Below are 20,365 nucleotides of genomic sequence, written 5' to 3'. Positions count from 1 at the left end.
GGACGGCTCCGGGAACGGTCATCGTAAGCCTTGACCCAAATGTTCCCTGCGGCATGAGCTACGAACGAACAACCTGGTAGTACACGAAGGCGATAGGCGAAATCAGCCTCATGCCTGTCTTGGGCTTTTCTGATGGCCCCTTTCCAACATGGCAACTGAACCTAGGAATCACGCATGAAAATTGGAATCCTCACCAGCGGTGGTGACTGCCCCGGACTGAACGCGGTCATCCGCGGCGCCGTACTCAAGGGCATCGCCATCCACGGCCACGAATTCGTGGGTTTCCTCGACGGCTGGCGCGGCGTGGTGGAGGGCGACATCATCGACATCCCCCGCACCATGGTCCGCGGTATCGCCAAGCAGGGCGGCACCATCCTTGGCACGTCCCGCACCAACCCCTTCGACAACGGCGGCGGCCCGGAGGTCATCAAAGCCCACATGGACCGCCTGGGCATCGACGCCATCATCGCAATCGGCGGTGAGGGCACGCTGGCGGCCGCCAAGCGCCTTACGGATGCCGGGCTGAAGATCGTCGGTGTTCCCAAGACCGTTGACAACGACCTGGACGCTACGGACTACACCTTCGGTTTCGACACCGCCGTGCAGATCGCCACGGAGGCCATCGACAGGCTCCGCACCACCGGCGAATCCCACCACCGCTGCATGATCGCCGAAGTGATGGGCCGCCACGTGGGCTGGATCGCGCTGCACGCCGGCATGGCCGCAGGCGCCCACGCCATCCTGATCCCGGAACAAAAAGTCAGCATCGAGCAAATCACCCAGTGGGTAAAGGAAGCCCACCACCGCGGCCGCGCACCCCTGGTGGTCGTCGCCGAAGGCTTCGTTCCCGAGCATATGGATGAGGCCCATTCTGAACGGGGCCTGGACGCCTTCGGCCGCCCCCGGCTTGGCGGCATCGCGGACCAGCTGGTCCCGGAGCTGGAAGCCCGCACCGGCATCGAAACCCGTGCCACGATCCTTGGCCACATCCAGCGCGGCGGCGTCCCCTCAGCCTTCGACCGGGTCCTTGCCACCCGGCTGGGCATGGCCGCCATCGACTCCGTGGTCGAAGGCTACTGGGGCACCATGGTCGCCCTGAAGGGAACAGACATCCAACATGTCGCCTTCGAGGAGGCCCTGGGCCAGCTCAAGACCGTCCCACAAAACCGCTACGACGAAGCAGCCGTCCTGTTCGGCTAAGCGCTCAAAATACAAACATCATCCGAACGCTTTGCTACCCGTCACAAATTTGCTCAGCATCCTGCTGCTATGAAGCTCGAGGACGAGATGCCAACAAGCATGACGCCGAATCAAGACCAAACAAACATCCACTCTTTCGCATCGTGGCAGCCTATTGACGACTGGACTGTGCTGACCGGCCAAGACGTCGAAGTTCACACTCGCGGCAGCGTAACCGACCGCGGCCGCGTCGAAGCTGTCATGGCCGACGGATCTCTACTGTGGCTGATGCAGGACGGAGCCCACAGCCGGCGCGTCGTAGAACAACAACCAGGAACGTACATCCGCCGTACCTGGATCTGACGGCGATCGTGTTGGGGGGAACTAGATCTGCGCACTCAAGCTTCAACCGCCCGCGGCGCATTCGGATGGTGTAACTCCGAGGGCTTCTCGTCAGTGAAGGGCACACCCCAACCTGACGTCAGGCTGACGGCCCAGAGTGTCAGAATAGGATCATTCCTAACCTTCTTGACAGCATGTTGCGCGGCACCTAGATTCAAACCTGACACTGATTTGGGAGTGTGTACCATGGCTGGTCAGCGGATCGGGTACGTGAGAGTCAGCAGCTTGGATCAAAACGAGCAACGCCAGCTTGATGGGCAAGCCCTCGACAGAACCTTCACCGATAAGGCTTCGGGCAGGGACACCAACCGCCCAGAACTGGCCGAGTTGCTGCGATTCGCCCGCGAGGGAGACACCGTCGTTGTGCATAGTATGGACCGGCTGGCACGGAATCTGGATGACCTCCGCTTCGTCGTCAAAGCTCTCACGGGCAAGGGCGTGCAGGTAGAGTTCGTCAAGGAGCACTTGCTCTTCACCGGTGAGGACTCCCCCATGGCCAACCTCATGCTCTCCGTCATGGGGGCCTTCGCTGAGTTCGAACGCTCACTCATCAGGGAACGCCAAAGGGAAGGCATTGCCCTCGCCAAACAACGCGGAGCCTACCGTGGCCGCAGAAAGGCACTTACCCAAGACCAAGCCAACGAATTGGCAAGAAGGGCGGCTAGCGGAACACCTAAATCAATCCTCGCGAAGGACTACGGGATCAGCCGGGAAACGGTGTATCAATACCTGCGGCATGCCGTACCTTCCTGACTCTGCTGCTCCACCTTCAGTTAGGCCAATAGGCTACTGGCACCCCTGCGTATCTTATGTGGGCGTATTCCCACGCTGGACGCCATGGAAAGGGCTGAGTGGCATGCGGGATTCAGGTGCCATGCATTCAACGCGCTCAGGGAATCATGGGGTGGATATGTCGATCCTGTGGGCGTGGCCGATCGGGCCCTAGGTCAAGCGCGATTGGCGATGTAGCGGGACCACGTGTCACCAGCAGCTTCGGCATGCCGATGGGCGACTTCGTAGCTGTAACCGAGTGCGTCGGCGATCAAGGGCGCTGGTGTCGCGATGACGTGTTGGTCCAAGGCGGTGTTTCGAGCTCCACGCAGATCCAGACCGAGGTCGAGAAGACGCTCGGCGAGTGTGTTGGGGCTTAGGTGTTGGCCTGCCCGGCCTCCAGGGAAGAGCCAGGGGCTTTGAGCGCCTGTGCCTGTTCCTAGGTTGGGACGCTTTCGTATGTGTTGTTTGAGGAGTTCAGCGAATGGCTGTGGGACCGGCAGCGGGTGCTTACCTAACGTTATCCGGACCGCGCCTGTGATGTCGTTGACGGTGACGGCGCTTATCCGGAGCGCAGCCACTCTCGTGAGGGGCTGGGCATAGAGAAGTAACAGTATTCCGGCGATTCTGTAGGGCAGGGAATCACGGTTGTCTTCAAGTAATTCGCGTAACCAGTTGAGGCGTTGTTGGGGTGTTATGAAGGGCCGGTGGCTGGTGTCGTAGCGGCCAACGCGGATCTGTGTGTTTGCGCCGGTTTTCTTGGCGAATGTGAAGAATGTCCGGATGGCTTTCCTCGTTGTGGGTCCTGACGCTTGCCAGGTGTCTACGTCCTGTTGTGTGCAGCTGGCCGCGGTGCGTTCGTGGGTCTGCCAGAGCCATTTGAGGAATTTGATCGTCTCGGTGACCTCTTGTTTGGCTGAGTGCACTTGACGTTGGAGGTTGCGTTCCGGCGATTCCAAGGGGCGGATGCGTCGGAGATGGTGCCATTTGGCGAATTGTTCAACCGGTCTCGCGACTTCTGATGGTAGTAGGAGGATCTGGTTCTGGATCCAGAGCTCGAAACGAACCAGGTAGAGGTCTCGGTGCGGCAGAAGACCGTGGTGCATGAGTATGGCCCGTAAGTGGTTGGCCTCCCGGCCCGCTGTGCCCTGATGGCTGTCGAGACCTTCGTGTGTCAGAGGGGTCTGACCACTGAAGACAGACTCCAACAATGCCATGACCTTGGCTGAGCGTTTCCACGTCATGATGCTTTCCGGACGGGCCGCCAAGCAAAGAATTCCAACGAGTCGGGGTCCGGCTGCAGAACCATTTTGACTGCTGATCACCAGGGCATTGAGATCCTCCCGGAGGGCGCAACGCGCGCAGATGCCTTTGCGGTAGAACTCGCCCTCGTGACCGCAACGGCAACACCGGAAATCCTGAAGGATTCCAGCGCACGGGGCGCATCGCGGCGCCCCTCTACTCGGGGCGGGCGGCCCGGGCAGCAGTCTTTGATGACCACACTCGGGGCAGATGCCACTAGTTCGTGTCGCTGTTGTGAAACAGGGTCCGCAGATTCGGCCCTCGGGCCAATTCGCCCGCGTTCGACGGACGCCCGCCCGCATCGGGCACAGGTGACGGACCCCTCTGTGCGTGGTCGCCCGCGGACGATGTTGCGCGGGGTGAGTCCGTCTGGATTGTCACTTGTCATTGTTGATGATGCGCGCCCGGCGAGGGCGAACGGTTCGGTTGAGGTCCACAACCTTCGGCGAATTGACGGCGCCGGTCTTGCGGGCACGGACATCTGCTGCGGTCACGGTGATCAGGTCCTCGGGTCCGCAGGAGAAAATGTCGCAGATCGCGGCGATAACCTGTAACGAGACCCGTTCGGGTCGTTGATTGACCATGCGGTAAACCTGCGGCCGGGACAGATCAATTCCGCGTTCTGCCAGCAAAGGGATCAGATCTGTCGTGTTATGCAGGCCTCGGGCCGCCATCAACTCGGCGAGCCGCCACGTGTACTCAACCTGGCGTTTCATCGACCAGTCTCCAGAGCCTCTTCAACGGTGCGGTTCAGGGCCGACTGCAATGTCCGAACTCGAAAGTCATCGCTGACGAACTGATAGATACCTGTGGTGGACGCATACTCGTGCCCCATTTGATCCTGCACGAACCTAGAATGCCATCCATCCTCCGCCAGATGGGTGGCGTACGAACGTCGCAGGGAATGCAGGTCCAGTCCGTCCGAAGGCATGTCCAATTCTTCCAGATAACGACGGAGCCGCCTTAGCAGGGTTGATTCGACAATCAAGCCGCCACGTTCGCTGGGAAAAAGGTCCAGAGTGTGGAGCGTTCCGCGGCCGTTGGCAAGCCAATCCTCAAGGATGCCCGGCGTCCATTCGAAGACCGTCAGCACACTGCGGGACTTCGGCGGCGATCCTTTCCGGGACTTACCGAACCGGACCTTGCAGATACCTACCTTCCCGAATCGTCGCATATGCGGGTTGATGGCGAAATCCACGGTTTGCAGATGCCGCAGCTCATTGAACCTCAGCCCATAGGAGTAAGCGATCTTGAGCATTACGGAGTCGCGGTAGGCAGCTTTCCAGCCCTTCTTACCGGAGGCTTGAATGGCCTCGACTTGGTCGTCCGCGTAGTCGAAAAGTCTTTGCAGCTCTTCCTTGGTGAAGGGGCGTTTGCTGGGCCGGCCTTCGAACTCCTGAGCATGTGTTGCAGTGTTCCACTCATAGAAGACCTGGGCAGGATGGCTCCCAAACCTTTGCTCGCAAACAACGTCCCAACCGTAGTCGGGGTTGGCGACGTAAGAGTTGAATTGCCTGAGGGCAGACTGGTGGCCACGCAGCGTTGAGTGGCTCAATTTCCGAATCGAGCGCAGGTCTCCGAAGTACTCCTCAACATGGGCCGGAGTCCAATGCCAAGGGAACTCGTTGAGGTGCTCCATGAAGCGCTGAACATACCGAATGCGCTGATCAATCGTGCCGAACTGAAGATTCCGTGACAGTTGCTGATTGCGCCAGCCGCTCAGCATCTCCTCGAACGTCTGCTGCTCGGGATGAAGCAAAGGCAAAGAGCCCACGAGATAAACACGGCCCGATCCATCAACACTCATTTTGCCTCCAACATCGCTTTCAAATTTTGAATCAATGATTCATCAAATGCATCATTAATACAAACATGCAGGTCAGAGGCTCTTTAAGAGCTGGCCACGAGTGCCGGCCCTACATCCAAGCAAGCACGTGGAAAGGCCGCCATCGACACCGATGGCCCTGACTTGGCGCTAAAAAACAGGGAAAATGACCTGCCCCTGGCGCCAAGCCAAATATCCCAGGATTGATTCATCTGATGAGATACGCAGAGGAAAACGCGACATATGGGTGCTTATCGGCCTGAGGCGACTCGAACGCTAAAGCCCCCTGCTCGTGTAGACCACCTGCGGCTGGTTCTCTCGGTGGTTCGGCACCGGACTCTCCCCCACCGTGTGCTCGTCGTTCCACCGGCATCCCCAAGTGCCGTAAATGTGCCACAGCCTGTGGCACATTTGAGAGCTGCTTCCGCTGTTCAGCGCGACACATTTGAGTTGGTTAGAGGTTTCCGGCGAGGGACCGCCAAGGCTGGGGCCGGGCCGCCCGGTAGGCTGTAGGCTTCCGACGAAGAAGGCAGGGGCATGGGGGGAATGCATGGCTTTGGCCTCACGGACAAAGCCTTGGCAGAGTTGTATCGGACCACGACGGGGCCTGTGGCGTACATCGATGAGTCCTACCGGGAACCGCTGCACTCCGATGAACGGCCCTTCTATTCAATGTCGGCCGTCATCGTCGGCCGCGACCAGGGAGCCCTTGTCCGGGACGTCCTGATGGACATCCCTGGAAGCACCTACTGGCACACCACAGAGGCCTACCGCAGCGAGGCAGGCAAGCGCGTCATTAAAGAGATGATCGACTACATTGCCGACGCCGCGGAGTACAACATCGTCACGGTGCAGACGCAGATCCGCAAAGACGATCCGACCATGAAAACCGCGCGACATGAATGCCTGGGTGCTTTGACCAAGGAACTCACCCGCGGTTCAGGCCCGAACGCCGTAAGGCTCTTGGTGGTTGAGTCACGAAACGCGAGGGTCCACCCTCGCGGGGACGCTGATGACGCGCACGTGATCAAGCAGCTGCGGTCCGCGGGAAGTATCGATCGTAACGTCAATGTCCACCACACATCCCCAGGCAGGGAACCATTGCTGTGGGCCGCTGACCTGAGTGTGTGGGCTTTCAGACGGAACCTGGCCGTCGGAGACAAGCAATGGTTCGAACCCTTGCAGGGTATCTCCACGGTGCTGCACGTGGACGGAGCCGATGTGTCCGTTAAACGAAGCAACCCCCATCTGCCGCAGCCAAGTCCGGGGGTCCAGCAGACTGTCTCCCATGAATCCGGCCTTAGCCGGGGCAGAGGGCCCGCTGTTGCTTCTACCACCAGTGTAGTGTTTGACGGCTCCGAAAGCGAAGCTCTGGCACGGATACGGCGCATCGCCGGAGCCGCTGGGAAGAACGTTGAGCAGGAGGTGACGTTGGCCGTGGCCACCAACGAACCCCGGCGTCTTGTCGCGGCCGCGAACGCCTACCTAAGACAGTCACGCCAACCCGGCGCGCCAGCGAAACCGCGCACGGAAGAGGCCATCGACCAGGCGGCGCAGACCATTATGAAACCCGAAGGCTCTCAGAAGGTCAAAGCAGCGTTGGAGCAGCTGCGCCAGCAACGTGCGGCCGAGGCAGAGAGCCGCGGCATCGATCCAGCGGCCCCGAAACAGCAAAGAGACCACCGCCCCGGCTATCAGCGGTAACCGGGACGATGGACTCTATCCCTCCCTGTGACGGGAACATGAATGGCGAGAAGAAGATAGATTCATGCCGTTAGTGCCGAAACGCGCCCAACGAGGGCAAGAGACCTCAAACAGGGACCTGTTCCAGTTCTTCGGTCCCCGCCGATGTTTCGATTTCCGTCAGCGTTGAGCGGCGCTTGGCACGAAGCATGAGTAGCTGGTCGTGGCCACGGTCGGTGAGTTTCCAATATGTGCTGGTGTCACTCCCTAGCCGGCGCTTGCTGCCCTTTTCAATGAGGCGCAGCGCATTCAGATGCACCTTGACGTCGTTGAAGCTATCGAGGGTTATTTCTGCTTCGTAAATACGTCCTACGGCGCGGTCATCATCGTCACTTTCTTCGGGTTCTTCTGCGCCCTCAGAATCTTTGTCCTCAGTTTTGAGGAGCTCTTCACGCGCGAGCTTAAGGCAAAGCGTAGACAGGCTCTCTTTCATCAGGTCCTCCGTTGCCTCGTCCATCAGCTCGGGTCCTAAGTGCGTAAATACTTCGTTCCACGTGGGGAAAACTGTCCAAGCAGCCGTTGTCATGTTGGACGTGTAGGCCTTGCCGCTGTCGATGGTGTCCTGCCAGTGGAGGTCCAAGTGGCAAGTTATTTCTGCTTGTTCTTCCCCTTGGACTAGTTCGGAAGGATCAATAACGTTGCCTTGGTGCTTCTTGTCAGCTTCCAGTTCGGAAGTGAGCTCACGGACTCTTGCTCGCAGTTCTGCAAGTTCGGCCTTAACTTCCGGGGTCATTGCCTGACCAGCCCGAATCCACCCTTCGGCCGGATGTGTCTTGCGGATCTGCATGATCGCCAGGGCAACTTGGCCGGGAAGATCGCGTGGCTGGTGCCAATACTTCACCATTTTCTGTTCGATTTTGGCCCTGAACGCGTCCAGCTTCTTCCTATGGCCGGCATTCAGGTCGAGTTTCTCACCTGGAATCTTTCCAGGGTCGCCGTGAAGAAACCCGAGTACTGGTTTCTTTGTTTTCACGGCGTAATCGAATTCCATCTCGGTATACGAAAGCTGCTCTTGGGCATCAACGCTTCCGTAACGTCCGCCGACGATGACCACGTAGTAGTCGCAGAGGTCGATAACCCGCTTGATGAGGTCAAATTTCTCATCATCGGAGGCTGGGAATAACTCCATTCCGGCAGGAATGCAGTCAGCCTCAAGAAGTGTTTGAAGCACAGCGCGGCGTTCCTCGACTAAGTCCTTGAATGTGGAGCTGATGAAAACCTGTTCGCGCTTCTCTACAACCATAGGGCTGATTGTATCCAGCTGAGCTTCGCAGGACGGGGCTGCCTGCCTCTGTCGAATGCCTCTTAAGAAGAGACCATCGTCCCGGCTATCAGCGATAACCGGGACGATGGTCTCTACCCCTCCCTGTGACAGGAGAGGGACGAAGAGCCGGCAGAAGGTGGGATGGTGCCGGCCCTCCGGGACTATGGGTTAGGCGGTGAGGTCTTCAGTGACGTAGTCGGCCACCGACCACGCACCGTTGCTGCGCGTAAGGACCAGGAAGATGTTCCGTTTCCGTTCGTCCGCTTTGAGGTGCTTCCCGTCGGCGTCCTGCCATGTCCAGGTGGCGGTGAAGTTCCGGTAAGCCACGTCTTCGGTGTCTGTGCCTTCCTCGGCGTCCACCGGTACGCCGGGGCCGATCGTAGGTTCGGAGAACGCTCCCAGTGGTGCCAGCTCCAGCCACAACGCCTGTGAGGCGTTCCGCTGAGGCTCCACGGTCCGCTTGGCCAGATCCGGGATCATCAACGGGTGTGCACGTACCGCGGCGGCCGTTTCGGTCCTGTCTTTCGCAACATCCCAGCGCGTGATGAGCTCTGCGAATGCGGCAGCTACTTTGTCCGGGTGCGCCCGGTCGACGTCGAGCAGCTGCTTCACCGTGACGTCCATGGCGGCGGGTTTCGGTGTTGCCGTTGCAGTCGGTGACGGCGCTGGCTCTTGGTTGCTGCCCTGACCACACCCGGCCAGCGGCAGTGCCATTGCCAGAACGATGACGGCCAGTGTCTTGGGGAGCCTCATAGAACGCCCTTGCCTTTCAGGATGGGTGTCGGATCAATAGGTTTCACTTCGCCCAGCTTGGGATCCACCGCACCAAGACGGGGATCCACGGGTGCGCCGGAGTACATTTCGAAATGCAGGTGGCGTCCGGACACGTTGCCGGTGGCACCCTCAGTGCCCAGAGGTGTGCCAGCGGATACCGTGTCGCCTTCCTTCACCCGCAAAGATCCGGCTTCCATGTGCGAGTAGGTTGCCGTCAGCTTCCCATCAAGGCTGACCCCGGCGACCCAGGTTCCGCTGCTGGACTGCATCTCGTGGGCGACGACAATTTTCATGTCCATCACGGCCAGCACAGTTCCGCCAGCTCCCGGAGTGGAGAAGTCGATGCCGTAGTGGAAGTTCCCGCCGATGTTCAGCGTCCCAGGAGGCGTCGGGCGGGCACCATACCCGGAGGTAAACGTCGATCCCGGCAGCGGGTGGGACCACTTGCCGGTCAGCGCACCGATTTCAACGCCGCTAGCGGGGCAGGACTCGCCGTACTTCGTTTGGGCGGTGTCCATGATCTTGTCCACGTAAGCGCGGGTCTCCGCGAACGGCGGGATTCCCTTGTGGGTCTCGACCGCGCCGGGGCCGGCGTTGTAACCGGCCAAGGCAAGCTTGATGATGTCCGCGTTGCTGCTCTTGGCCAACGGAAGCAGCTGCTTGACCAGCGCTGCCATGTACCGGCCCTGCGCGGCGATTGCATGCTCCGGGTTCCGGACGTCCCCGCCTTCGCCGTAGCTGGCCCACGTCGCCGGCATGAACTGAGCCAAGCCCGAAGCCCCTACCTGAGAGGTCACGTTAGGGTTCCAGTTGCTTTCGGCTTCCAGCTGCGCGGCGAGGACGGACGCAGGCACACCGGCAACGCCGGCGGCCTTGGAAACGAGCGGTCCCCAACCGTTGGGCACTTCCTTCTCGTTGAAGGTTTTACCGTTGACGTTGACGCAGGCGGCGGCCTGCGCCGGGGAGGCGTTGCCGCCGACGGAAATCAGGGCAACACCGACCAGGCCTATGACAAGCAGGATCGGAAGTGCGAGAACGAAGAGGACTTTACGCATCAGCCGGTTCCGTCTGCTCGCTCTCGGAGACAGCTGTCTCCTCCTCCACGAACGCCGTGAAATCATCGCTTGCAGCAGTGAGTTCAAGCCCGGCACCGGTGGCATCGTAATGTCCCTGGTTTTCCATGCAGTTCTTGAAGGTCAAGCGCTTCTCGAAGGTTTCCATCGTTGGCCACAGTGCGCGGCTGAACCATTCGGTGAGTTCAAAACTCGGTTTCTTTGACTTGGCCCGGTAGGCAGCTTTGTGGGCCACCATCAACGCGGTCAACATTTCCACCGCGTCAGGGTGGCGGTACCAGCACGCAGGGACCCAGCCCGCCGAGTTTGACCAGTGACGCAGAATCCGGTTCTGCAGCCAAACCACAAAGCCGTCCAGCTCGGCCCACAGTTCCTTGCGTTGTTCAGAGTTCAGCTCTTCCCAGAACCACGGACCGCCAGCTGGGTAGCTTGTCAGTTCTTCAAACAGGTTCGCGGCCAGCTCTTCAACGCTGTCCATCCGGTCCAGGAGGTCGGGAAGGACCTCCAAACCGGGTGCATCCTCTGTCAATTCGCCAGTGTTGGTGTCCACCCCCGCCGGAGCCGGAGCCGGGGCCGCGTCCTGGGGCGGTATCCACTCTTCGTCCGGCATACCTTCGTCCTCGGGGAACGGTTCTCCGCTCATGAGGCAGCCGCCAGATTCGCTTCGGCGGCCGTCTCGGCCGCTGCGGCCTTTGCTGCGCTCTCAGCGGTGATGCCTTCCTGCTCCAGGCACCACACACGGGATGCCTTGAACTTCGCGCTGTCGGGCCGTTCCCACCAAGGAACAACGTTGACCACGGCTTCAATCTCGCGGTACATCAGCAAGACCTTGCCCTGGGAAAGCTTGCGGATCTCATCGACGCGCATCTTAGTATCGAGCTGCTTGGTCTTGGAGGTGCTGACCGATGGCACCCCATCCTTGCCGGTCGATGAGGACGTGGAGGTGTGTTCCACCCAGTGCTTCCCGATCAGATCGGAAATCTTGGTCAGGAACTTCACATCGGAGATACCACCGAAGATGGTCTTGGCGGCCGCCGAATCGAAGATCGTTTCCGCGCCTTCCTCGCCCCAACGGTTCACCAGCTGCGAATAGGTCTGGACGAACACGGAAGTGTGGATACCGTTGCCGCCACCTTCGGACATCAACGACGGCAGCGACGGCAGCGCACAGGTGTTCGCTGCCTCATCCAGGATCACGGACAGCGGAACGTTCAGTTTTCCAGACGCCATGGCACCGGACTTGCGGATCGCTGCCTGAACGAGGGACTCAACCAGCGCCGTAACGATCGGGGCGGTGGAGGCGTTCATCGAGACGCGGGTAAGGCAGTACAGGCTGTTTGGTGCGTCGGTGAAGGTGTTCAGGTCGATGCCGGGATCATCATCTGTGGCGCACAGCATGGAAAGAACGTTCTCGTTCTTCATCGGGCCGGTGATCTTGCCCAAAGTGGTCTTGGTGTTACCGATGGTGTCCGGGTTGTTCTGACGGCACCACTCATCAAGGTTCCCTGCCCAAGTCTTCACTGACGGTGACTTGGTGCGGAGGATGTTGGCCGGCTCGTGCTCGGCGAAGTTCTGCGACCAACGAATCACGTCACGCATGGAACCGCCTTCTTTCAGCGCGGCAGCGTGCAGAAGCGCTTCCAGAATCATCACGCAACCGGAATCAAAGTACCGGTCAGCTGAGGACGGCGCACCGGTCCTGGGCATGGCATTCACCATGGCCGAAGCACGTTCAGAGGCTACTTGCGGATCCTCGCAGCCACCCACCATGTGCCAGCGGAGCTTGTGCGGGTACTGGCTCAGGCCGTCGAAGTCAGCGACGTAAACCGTGCCCAGGTCCTTCCGCACACCCACCGTCAGGCGCAGCACGTCAGGACGGGTGCTGGTAGTGATCACAGCACCGGCAGCGTCAGCGACCATACCGGCAACCATGTACGTGGTCTTTCCCCACTTCGGCGGGGCCACAGTGCAGGCGGTGTCTTCGGTACGGATGGCGATCTCCATACCGTCGAGAACATACACCGCAGGAGCCAGGGAGGACTTCTCAGCGCCCTCGATGCGGCTCTTGAGCCCCTTGGCGGTGCTCAAGCCCTTTTCACCTGTCTTGGCCTTCTTGAGGCGGGCACGGAGGGCTTTGAGTCCAAACAGAGCCCCGATGTAGGCCGCGATGAGCAGCACTACAAGGATGATCCAAACGGTGACGGGCCAGCCCCACTGATCGGGCGGGTTGCCGTTCACGGCAACCGGAGACGTGGCCCTCTCGGGTGCGATCAGCCCGATGAGCGAGCCGATGAGTGCCTTCCAGGTCTCCATCCAATTGGAGAAGGCAAGACCCGTCGTCCAGACCAGGGCAACGTGCCACAGGCCGGCGGAGAGGATGGCCAGGACAATCATTTCACGCTCGGTCTTCTTGACTGTCGAGCCGGACGGGCTGTGCTTTTCCACGGTGATGTTCTCGGTCATGGTCTTCCCCTTTAGGCCACGTCCGCGTAAGCGGAGTCGGTTTCGCGTAGTGCCGAGTCGGTGTCGGTCATTTCCACTTCCCAAGCGGAACGGACGTGCTCAATCTCCACTTCGGGTGCGTCCGCGCCGGACTTGAGCAGGTGGTGGCCGTTGCGCAGGACCATGATGTCGTTCGCGGAGTCCGGGTTCAGACCGAATGTCCTGACGCACCACTGGGCAGCCTCGGGCTTGTCCTGCCGGAAGATGTGCACTGTCTGAGCCTCTTCAATCACGGCCATGCCCGGGGATCCCGGAGGCACGTCGGTAGCGCCCTTGTGGATGTTGTAAATGTTCGACAGGCCAAGGCCACGGGAGAGCTTGATGTTCGAGCGCTGCTGTACGGCCAGCGGACCGCCCAGGATGTGTCCGGCCTCTTCGTTGATCACGTTCGTTCGGATGCCCCGGTATTCAGGGCGGCGGACCGTGCCCAACAGCCACAGGTTAGCCAAACCCATCACCATGGGAATGGCCGGGCCGGTGTCAGGCAGCTGGGAAATGTCGAACGAGGTCAGGGTCTTGTTCAGGCGCACGTCCTCGGAGGTTTCGCCATCAAAGATCGACCCGTAGGTTTCGAGCAGTTCGTTGAAGCAGAACCGCATCGAGATTCCTGCTTCATGGAGCCGTTCCAGCGTTGCTGTGCTCATGCCGGCCAGGGTGGCATCTGCCGGGTTGATGACGCCGAGAAGATCGTGCAGATCCGCCGTGGTGGGGGTCCTGCTTGCCTCGAAGTTTCGCATCATGGTCCGGTAGGCCAGACGCAGTGCCTTCCGCTCCCATTCGTCCGGGCCGTTACCTTCGCGGATCAGGGCAGGAATGGTGTTCAGGTAAACGAGCTGGTTGTTCAACCCGTCATCGTTCACTCCCGAAATGGCAGGGTCCATGATGTTGAAAATGACGCCCGTGCCGTCCATGCGGAACCTGATGTGGTCACCCTTGAACTCCCGCACGATGGGTGAGTATTCACCCTCGCCCTTCTCATTCTTCTTATCGAAAACCACTGCGCGGCGGTTCCGCAGGATCAACGGGCGGATCACGTACACCGTCTTGGTGTACGCGGACTTACCAGCTCCCACATCCCCGACGACCAGGACGTTCGTCGAGGTGACCCGGCGCGGAACGGCGTTGTAATCGGTGAACGGGTCCTTGCTGATGGCCGTCTGCGAGAGCACGTCCCGGCCAGCCGCAACGCCTTCAACACCCGTAGGCGCTGCAATCAGAGCCGTGTTCAGGATCTCCGCTTGTCGCGTCGTCGTCGGAGCGCCCTGGAAGGCAGGAGCATAGAACCCGCTCTTGGCCTTACGTTCGTTCACCCTCAACCGGGTGCCCTGCTCCGTGTACGGAGGCCACTCCCCCGATTCCAGAAGCCGAACTTCTTCGATGACAGGGGCGGAAAACATCCTGACGATGCCGCCCACAATCGGCACCCTCTGGATCCAGGAACCTTTGGCTCCAGGATCATCGATGACGACTTTCTGTTCCGCCTCGGGAATCAGCGGAAACCCCAGCTCGCGAGGTTCGGTAATGGCTTCCCTGCTAAGTTCTTCAACCGCGCCCATCAGGCCACCTTCTCTTCCTTCTCGCCACGTCCTGCAAGCTGGTTCATCATCTTGGCTCCAAGCGTTGGTACCGCCGGACGCGTACCCCTGTAAATGGGCCACGTGGTTCCGGCTGCCGCGGACTGGTACGTGTCCAGCCACTCAAGTTTCTGGATCCCGGCCGACTGTCCAGCCGTTTCCTCCAAGCGACGGGCGGCCTCAGTCAGGCCGGCCTGCGTCTGGGCGGAAATGGTGATGAAACCAACCCAGTTCACGCCGTGCTGACCGGTTCCCGGCATCAAGTCCGCACCCCGGGCCCTTGCCGACTTCAAGTTCACGTCGGTTGCCGGATCCACCAGTTGGCCCTTCTTCTGCTTCGCGATCACCGCGGCCATGTCCCTCACGACATCTTTTGAGGCCAGCTGACGTGCCTGCTCAGCCGGAACTGTTTCCAGCTGGAAGCTCAACGTCCGTGCCCCCGAACCGGCGTTGTGCAACAACGACAGCAGCCAGTACGGGGTCCGTTCCCCGGTCTCCATGTTCTCTGCGGTGATCATGGCCGTCCGGTGACCCCACACGACCTCTTCACCGGTAATCGGGTTCGTTCCTTGGACCCAGGTGGAGTTCCACTGGTCCTGGGACGGGAGGCCCATCTGATCGGCCTTGACGCCTGAAACCATCAACGGCGGCCGCGACGGATTTTGCTGATGCAACATCATGGCCACCACCGCACGGGCGGTCAACGGCCGTACCGTTCCCAGCTTCGCCGCCCGCAGCGCCCGGGCAAGGGAAGAGATTTCAGCGTCCATCAACCGACGCCAACCTTCCCGCCCCTCGCCATACCGGGCGGCCGTGGCATAGAAATCCGGAGTCAACGGCCAACGGCCGACGACCAAGTGCCGCTGCACGAACGTGCCCCGGCCAGTCCTTTCAAGGACCTCCTGGTAAGAACCAACTGCTTTAGGGTGAGCGTCTGCGGACAGGTGATCCTGAACCCACACTTCATTCAGCGCAAGATCCGGAGGAAGGACACGAGTAAGGCCCTGAACACCGCTGACAAGCTTCGACGCCGGAGCAAACCCCGCCAGCATCGAACCAAAGCCCGCCTGGGCCTGATCCTGCTTGCGCTGGGACTCAGCCCCGCGCAACTGCCCGGACACTTCAAACGCCACCGACAAATACGGCTCTTCACCAATCGGCGCGTGCCAGGCAACGCCGGGCTTGCCAGTAAGGGCAACAAGCCATCCCATGCCATCGGCCCCGTCCGGACGAGACCGGACAGCGGCCATGACCCTGGCCTTTTCGTCCTTGCTCGTCGCCATGTCCGCCAAAGCACTGGCCTCTTCCCAAGCAGCTGCGCTGTACGGGATAAACCGGTCAGTGCCAGCCTTCTGCCGTTCCTTCCAACGAACCCGGCGCTTGCGCCGCTCCCAGTAGGAGCCGCGGTGCGTCGATGCCGTGGCCAAGTACACGACCACAGCGGCCAGCACTCCAGCTACCAAGCCCGGCCACCCGGTGAACATCATTCCGAAGAAGCCGCCCACCACGCACAGCGCCAAACCAACCAGCTGCGTCTTGGACTTGATGCCACCAAAGAAACTCCGGTGCCCCGATTCCCCACCAATGAATCGTGTAGCCATCGTCTATCCCCCGTACCGTTCGGTTTCGTCTTCCATTCCACCGGCCGCGTACTCTCCACCAGCTGCACCAAGACGCGTTGCGGCCTCACCGGCTTCCTTGGCCTTCTCAGCGGCCGCCATGGCACCGGCAGCAAGCAGCGTAGGAACGCCAATCGCTGCACCAACACCAGTCGATGATTCAGCAGCGCCAGCCGCTGCCATGCCCTCAGCGCCTCCAGCTGCCGCGCCACCAGCCCCAGCCCCGGCGCCTGCACCAACACCCGGCTTGGGAATGCCAGCACCGGGCGTGGAAGCACCTCCACCAAGTGTTGGCGAAGAACCGGCCGGCTCAGCTGCAGGAGTGCCGGCGGTGCCGCCCGGGGTTGATCCCGCGTCGGCCTGGGAACCACCGTTCAGCTCGCGGAGCTTACGGACAAGAGACCTTTCGTCCGGGCTTGCTGCCTGATTCTGGGATGCCGAACCTTGGTTAGAGGAGGACGAACCGCCGTCGGAGGAATCACTTCCCGCCGAGTCGCCGCGGTTCATGTTCTTTACGTCCTGCATGCTCTGAGGCCCGTATTCCTTCTGGGGAGGAGTAAGCGAAGGACCGTTCTGACCAGCTGCACCTGAAGGGATGACCGGGGCGAATTTCAGCAACATCATGGGAGCCAAACCGGCGATCATCAGGGCGATAAAGGACGCGATGATGTTCATCAGTGTCCCCAGCCCGTCGCTCCACTTCATCCAGGAAGCGGACGCTGCAATCATGTTGTAGGCAATGCCGAGCATGAAGAACAGCAGTGGATGGCAGGCAAGGATCCCGAACCACAGAAGGGGAATTTTGCGGCCGAACGATCCGTGCTGGGCAGAGGTGAACCACACCATGCCCAGGGGGGCGAGAACGCCCGAGAAATACAAGGTCACCAACATCACGGCCAGCATGATCACGACGACGAACAGGCCGATGATCATGCAGACCATCAGCAGGATGCCCACGATCACACCGCCGGGAATGGCAGCGGCATCGGTTTTGAGCATTGAGTCCATGGTGTCGAGCATCCGTTCGGATGAGGACACGATCCCCCAGGAGATGAGACTGTCGGACAGGGCACCGAGAGCCTTGATGATCATGACCCCGATGAGGGGTCCGAAAAGTGCGCCCCCGAAGAACAGCCCACTTTTCGTTGTCAAGACTTCTGCGAATTCCTGACCGGCCAGAGTCCCCCGGGCAACGGCGATGAACTGGAACAGCAGTAGAAAGCCCCACACGATGATCGACAAGGCAAAGCTGATCGCGTAGGCCCTGATAAACCAATCAGCGGTGAGATCCGGCTCTGTTGCATGGGACAGTGCCGGCAGCAGGTCCTTTGCGAGGCCCTGAGCACCCGCACGGGTGGCAGTGAAAATGGCACCCAGTGGATCAGCAGCGAAATTCACCGCGCCGCTAATAGCGTCCGCGGCAGGCTTAGCCGCGTTGGCGGCTCCAACGGCAGCATCAATCAAACCGCCTACTAGCCCTCCACCGCCCGGATTATCTTCCATCGGAATCAGCATGAACATGGATCAGCAACCCCCAGAAAACGCGGAACCACTTGCAAAGAGCTCATCGAGAGTCCGCTCGGTTCCATCACTGCGGACCTTCCAAACACTGTCTTCCCAAACCAGCGTGACCGTCGAAGCAATCTTCTGGTCAGTGGGTTTGCCGTTACGAACCTCAGCACCTCCTACGGTGACGCGCACCATGTCCGGAGTGGTTTCCTCGACTACATACCGGCCGTCAGCAAAGTTCAGGGAACCGGAGGTTACGCCTGTCAACGGCTTGGCTGCGGCCAAGTTCTCAGCCAAGTTGGCGACTGTACCCGTCGCACCGTTGGCAAGAATGGCTGCCGAAACGGAAGTACCATCACCGACGCTGGGCCGGGGGTACTGGGCAATCCAACGCAGGACAGCAGCGGCAAAACCTACTGCACCCGCCTCACTATGGGGTGCTTCCTTCTGAGCTTTCAAAAGAGCGGCAGCGTCGTTGGACGTACCCGCAAGGCACCCGTTAGGTATGGCCGCGACGTCGCTAGTTGCGGACGGAGTGGGCGCAGGACCACCAGCTTGAGGGTTGCCCTGGTACCACGCGGCAACGCCACCGACCAGGGCAACGACCAGAACGGCCCCGACAACGAACCATGCCCAGCGCGGGAATCCGCGCCGGGCAGTGGCAGTCGAGCTGCGGCGAACCATTAGCCCGCCACCGCGAGGATTGCACCGATGATGACGCCCAACCCTGCCAAGCAGGCCAAACCGATACCGGCACCTCCGGCCTTCTTCTTGCCCTCCGCGTGCGCATGGGGGTTGTTCGCATCAGCCTTGGCCATGGCGAGCAAACCGATAACCAGGTAGGCGCCGGCCACGACGATGGCAAGACCCCAGAGCACGGCGAAGAGACGCTGCCACCACTCGGTGAATCGGCCGCCCAGAGACGTGAAGTCAGGGATGCCGGGGAACGGGTTGTCGATCATCGGTACAGGGCCGGCCTGGACGATGGTGGACGGGTCAACACTCGTTGACAGTTCTGCCAAGGTCGAAAGAATGACGCTCATCGGTTCTGATCCTTTTCAAAGACGTTCTGGTTGGTTTGGGCGACAACGCCAGCTGCGATGGCGGTCAAAGCCTGACGGGTGGCCGGGGCAAGCTTGTCCAGCGTGAGCGCTCCGCGCTCAGCGATGTGGGAGTCATACGGGACCGAGTAGATGTGGTCCTCGGCGATGCCCTTGTCCATGAACTGCTTCTTCAGCTTGGACGCCTTGAACTCCGGGCGGCCGTCGGACATCATCACCACGATTGCTGTCCGGGCAAGTCGGGCAGCGTCCGCGCCCTGGTGTTCCAGGAACTCCAACAGCTCCAGAGCCTCGGAGACGGCGTCCTGGGCCAGCATGGTTGGGATCACCAGCACGTCAGCGACCTCCACGGCAGCACCAAACGGGCCTGAGCTGTACTGGTTGCCGGTGTCCATGACTCGGATGGTGAAGTGCTCATCCACGATGGAGGCGACATCGAGCACGTTTTCCCGAGTCAGCGGCGGCCGCCATTTGGGCGTGGACCCGATCACCGAAGCGAAGCTTGTCTGCGTCACGGTGTAGCCGCGCAGCTGCGACTGGGTGCGGACGTTCGAGATGTTGGCAACGAGTTCTCCCATGCCAAGCTGAGGATCACCCTCAGCGCGGTATGCCAACTGGCCCTTGTCATCCGAAGTTTCAAGGATCGCTACGGACCCGCCGCGGATCGCTGCCAGCACCCCGCCAAGAAGGATCGAAGCCGGCGTCTTACCAGCTGTGCCCTTCTTGTTGGCCACGAGCACGCCGACCGCGCGAGTCCACGTGGACTGGCGGATCAGATCCTCAAAGCGGCCCTGGGAGGCTGTCATTTCCCGCTCAGTCAGTTCCTTGGCTGAAGGAGCAAGCTTGAACAGACCCCCGAAGAGCTGATTCAGGAAACCGTTGAATCCGTCCTTGGCAGGAGCGACCGGCTCAGCATCCTCATCATCCGTGACCGGCTTCGCGGCCGGTTCTACCGTCTTTGCCTTACCAACAGGAGCGGCATCCTTCTTAGGCGTTTGGGCCGGAGCTGCCTCAACCTCGTCAGGCTCAACAAACGGGTCAGCCGGTTCCTCCAACGCTTCTGTGGCCACCGCAGCCGGTTCCGGCCGTTCTTCTGTTTCTACGTACATGTCCGAGCGTCGAGCACCCGGGAAATTCACTTCAGTCATTGGAAAGGTCCCACCTTCCTAGATCCCCAAACAAGGCTCAAACGAGCCCTGCACCTTACAAACACAGCTACCTCCACCCGTACCAAGAGGCACCGACAAAATGTCCATCGAGTGGATCAGCCGTGCCGATTGTCCCGGACCCGACCAGCATTTGCATGTCAAGTCATGTATTAGTGACGGGTCTCACGTGATCCGCGATGGACCATGTCATATCGCATTATATGGCATATCATCATAAGTGCACAGTTGGTAGACAATAGGGAGGTGCCAAAATATGTCCCACTCGCGATTCCTGGCCTCATGGAGGAGTCCTTGAACATGCTCGGAGTTAACGCGCTCCGGACATCGATCCTCAGATACCTCGCTCTACACCCCGAGGGAGCCACTTCGGGCGCGATCGGACGCGACCTCGACGTCGACTACCGGACCGTCTGGAGATACCTCAAGGAAATCGAGACGCAGGGCGGCGTCACCTCAGAACAGGCAGAAGGAAAAGGGCAGTCCGACCGGTGGCGCGTCTACAAGCTGAATGTGGATGCGCGGGAAGAGGCAATCCAGACCTACCTAAAGTTTCTGCGAGGAAGCTAACGTTGCCATGTCGCACTTAAGGGCACAGCAT

General features: G+C 60.4%; 19 protein-coding genes. 5 read left to right on the top strand and 14 right to left on the bottom strand.

The annotated features are described in order from the left end of the window. The first annotated feature begins 174 nt into the window (after positions 1–174). From QN084_RS22940 to QN084_RS22930, 3 genes are all read left to right on the top strand, one after another. Positions 175–1,200 (top strand): ATP-dependent 6-phosphofructokinase, encoded by a 1,026-nt coding sequence (locus QN084_RS22940; RefSeq protein WP_028271809.1) that lies wholly within the window; start codon positions 175–177, stop codon positions 1,198–1,200. A gap of 69 nt (positions 1,201–1,269) precedes the next feature. Then, on the top strand, positions 1,270–1,542 hold the full coding sequence (locus QN084_RS22935) for a hypothetical protein (RefSeq protein ID WP_166842944.1): 273 nt from the start codon (positions 1,270–1,272) through the stop codon (positions 1,540–1,542). 225 nt (positions 1,543–1,767) lie between these two features. Beyond that, complete coding sequence (locus QN084_RS22930; RefSeq protein WP_142940118.1) at positions 1,768–2,334, top strand: recombinase family protein; 567 nt, start codon at positions 1,768–1,770, stop codon at positions 2,332–2,334. Between the two features lie 194 nt (positions 2,335–2,528). Here QN084_RS22930 and QN084_RS22925 read toward each other — a convergent pair whose 3' ends face one another. The 3 genes from QN084_RS22925 to QN084_RS22915 all read right to left on the bottom strand — a co-directional run bounded on the left by QN084_RS22925 (position 2,529) and on the right by QN084_RS22915 (position 5,461). Beyond that, positions 2,529–3,596, bottom strand: a complete 1,068-nt coding sequence (locus QN084_RS22925) for a site-specific integrase (protein ID WP_243753404.1) — start codon at positions 3,594–3,596, stop codon at positions 2,529–2,531. Positions 3,597–4,031: 435 nt separating this feature from the next. Then, positions 4,032–4,370 (bottom strand): helix-turn-helix domain-containing protein, encoded by a 339-nt coding sequence (locus tag QN084_RS22920; protein ID WP_166842945.1) that lies wholly within the window; start codon positions 4,368–4,370, stop codon positions 4,032–4,034. Beyond that, the gene (locus QN084_RS22915; protein ID WP_166842946.1) at positions 4,367–5,461 is read right to left on the bottom strand and encodes a tyrosine-type recombinase/integrase; all 1,095 of its coding nucleotides are present in this window, start codon (positions 5,459–5,461) and stop codon (positions 4,367–4,369) included. The genes QN084_RS22920 and QN084_RS22915 overlap by 4 nt, the downstream gene beginning before the upstream one ends. Before the next feature lie 555 nt (positions 5,462–6,016). On the opposite strand from QN084_RS22915, the gene QN084_RS22910 reads away from it, so the two are divergent. Next, positions 6,017–7,183, top strand: a complete 1,167-nt coding sequence (locus QN084_RS22910) for a hypothetical protein (RefSeq protein ID WP_166842947.1) — start codon at positions 6,017–6,019, stop codon at positions 7,181–7,183. Positions 7,184–7,289: 106 nt separating this feature from the next. Here the strand turns inward: QN084_RS22910 and QN084_RS22905 are convergent, their stop codons facing one another. From QN084_RS22905 to QN084_RS22855, 11 genes are all read right to left on the bottom strand, one after another. Further along, the gene (locus QN084_RS22905; RefSeq protein ID WP_166842948.1) at positions 7,290–8,465 is read right to left on the bottom strand and encodes a DUF4062 domain-containing protein; all 1,176 of its coding nucleotides are present in this window, start codon (positions 8,463–8,465) and stop codon (positions 7,290–7,292) included. 189 nt (positions 8,466–8,654) lie between these two features. After that, entirely contained in the window at positions 8,655–9,239 is a 585-nt protein-coding gene (locus QN084_RS22900) for a hypothetical protein (protein WP_166842949.1), read from the bottom strand. Beyond that, positions 9,236–10,315 (bottom strand): peptidoglycan DD-metalloendopeptidase family protein, encoded by a 1,080-nt coding sequence (locus tag QN084_RS22895; protein ID WP_166842950.1) that lies wholly within the window; start codon positions 10,313–10,315, stop codon positions 9,236–9,238. Before QN084_RS22895 ends, QN084_RS22900 begins: the two co-directional genes overlap by 4 nt. Continuing rightward, entirely contained in the window at positions 10,308–10,976 is a 669-nt protein-coding gene (locus tag QN084_RS22890; protein ID WP_166842951.1) for a hypothetical protein, read from the bottom strand. Before QN084_RS22890 ends, QN084_RS22895 begins: the two co-directional genes overlap by 8 nt. Further along, on the bottom strand, positions 10,973–12,796 hold the full coding sequence (locus QN084_RS22885; RefSeq protein WP_166842952.1) for a type IV secretory system conjugative DNA transfer family protein: 1,824 nt from the start codon (positions 12,794–12,796) through the stop codon (positions 10,973–10,975). The genes QN084_RS22890 and QN084_RS22885 overlap by 4 nt, the downstream gene beginning before the upstream one ends. Positions 12,797–12,807: 11 nt before the next feature. Next, positions 12,808–14,391 (bottom strand): putative type IV secretion/conjugal transfer ATPase, encoded by a 1,584-nt coding sequence (locus QN084_RS22880; RefSeq protein WP_166842953.1) that lies wholly within the window; start codon positions 14,389–14,391, stop codon positions 12,808–12,810. Beyond that, positions 14,391–16,010 (bottom strand): hypothetical protein, encoded by a 1,620-nt coding sequence (locus QN084_RS22875; RefSeq protein WP_166842954.1) that lies wholly within the window; start codon positions 16,008–16,010, stop codon positions 14,391–14,393. Before QN084_RS22875 ends, QN084_RS22880 begins: the two co-directional genes overlap by 1 nt. Positions 16,011–16,013: 3 nt before the next feature. Beyond that, positions 16,014–17,531, bottom strand: a complete 1,518-nt coding sequence (locus QN084_RS22870) for a hypothetical protein (protein WP_166842955.1) — start codon at positions 17,529–17,531, stop codon at positions 16,014–16,016. A 21-nt stretch (positions 17,532–17,552) separates the two neighbouring features. After that, positions 17,553–18,221: a hypothetical protein gene (locus tag QN084_RS22865; protein ID WP_166842956.1), complete on the bottom strand. Its 669-nt coding sequence runs from the start codon at positions 18,219–18,221 to the stop codon at positions 17,553–17,555. Then, entirely contained in the window at positions 18,221–18,580 is a 360-nt protein-coding gene (locus tag QN084_RS22860; protein WP_243753405.1) for a hypothetical protein, read from the bottom strand. Before QN084_RS22860 ends, QN084_RS22865 begins: the two co-directional genes overlap by 1 nt. Continuing rightward, positions 18,577–19,746, bottom strand: coding sequence for a MinD/ParA family ATP-binding protein (locus QN084_RS22855; protein ID WP_166842957.1), 1,170 nt, complete (start codon positions 19,744–19,746; stop codon positions 18,577–18,579). The genes QN084_RS22860 and QN084_RS22855 overlap by 4 nt, the downstream gene beginning before the upstream one ends. Before the next feature lie 312 nt (positions 19,747–20,058). Here QN084_RS22855 and QN084_RS22850 point away from each other — a divergent pair, with 312 nt between their 5' ends. Beyond that, positions 20,059–20,334: an HTH domain-containing protein gene (locus QN084_RS22850; RefSeq protein ID WP_166842958.1), complete on the top strand. Its 276-nt coding sequence runs from the start codon at positions 20,059–20,061 to the stop codon at positions 20,332–20,334. Positions 20,335–20,365: the final 31 nt, after the last annotated feature.

This window comes from Paenarthrobacter sp. R1, from assembly GCF_030264015.1.
In the GTDB taxonomy this organism is placed as follows: domain Bacteria; phylum Actinomycetota; class Actinomycetes; order Actinomycetales; family Micrococcaceae; genus Arthrobacter; species Arthrobacter ureafaciens.
This window is presented reverse-complemented; position numbering and strand designations above follow the sequence as displayed.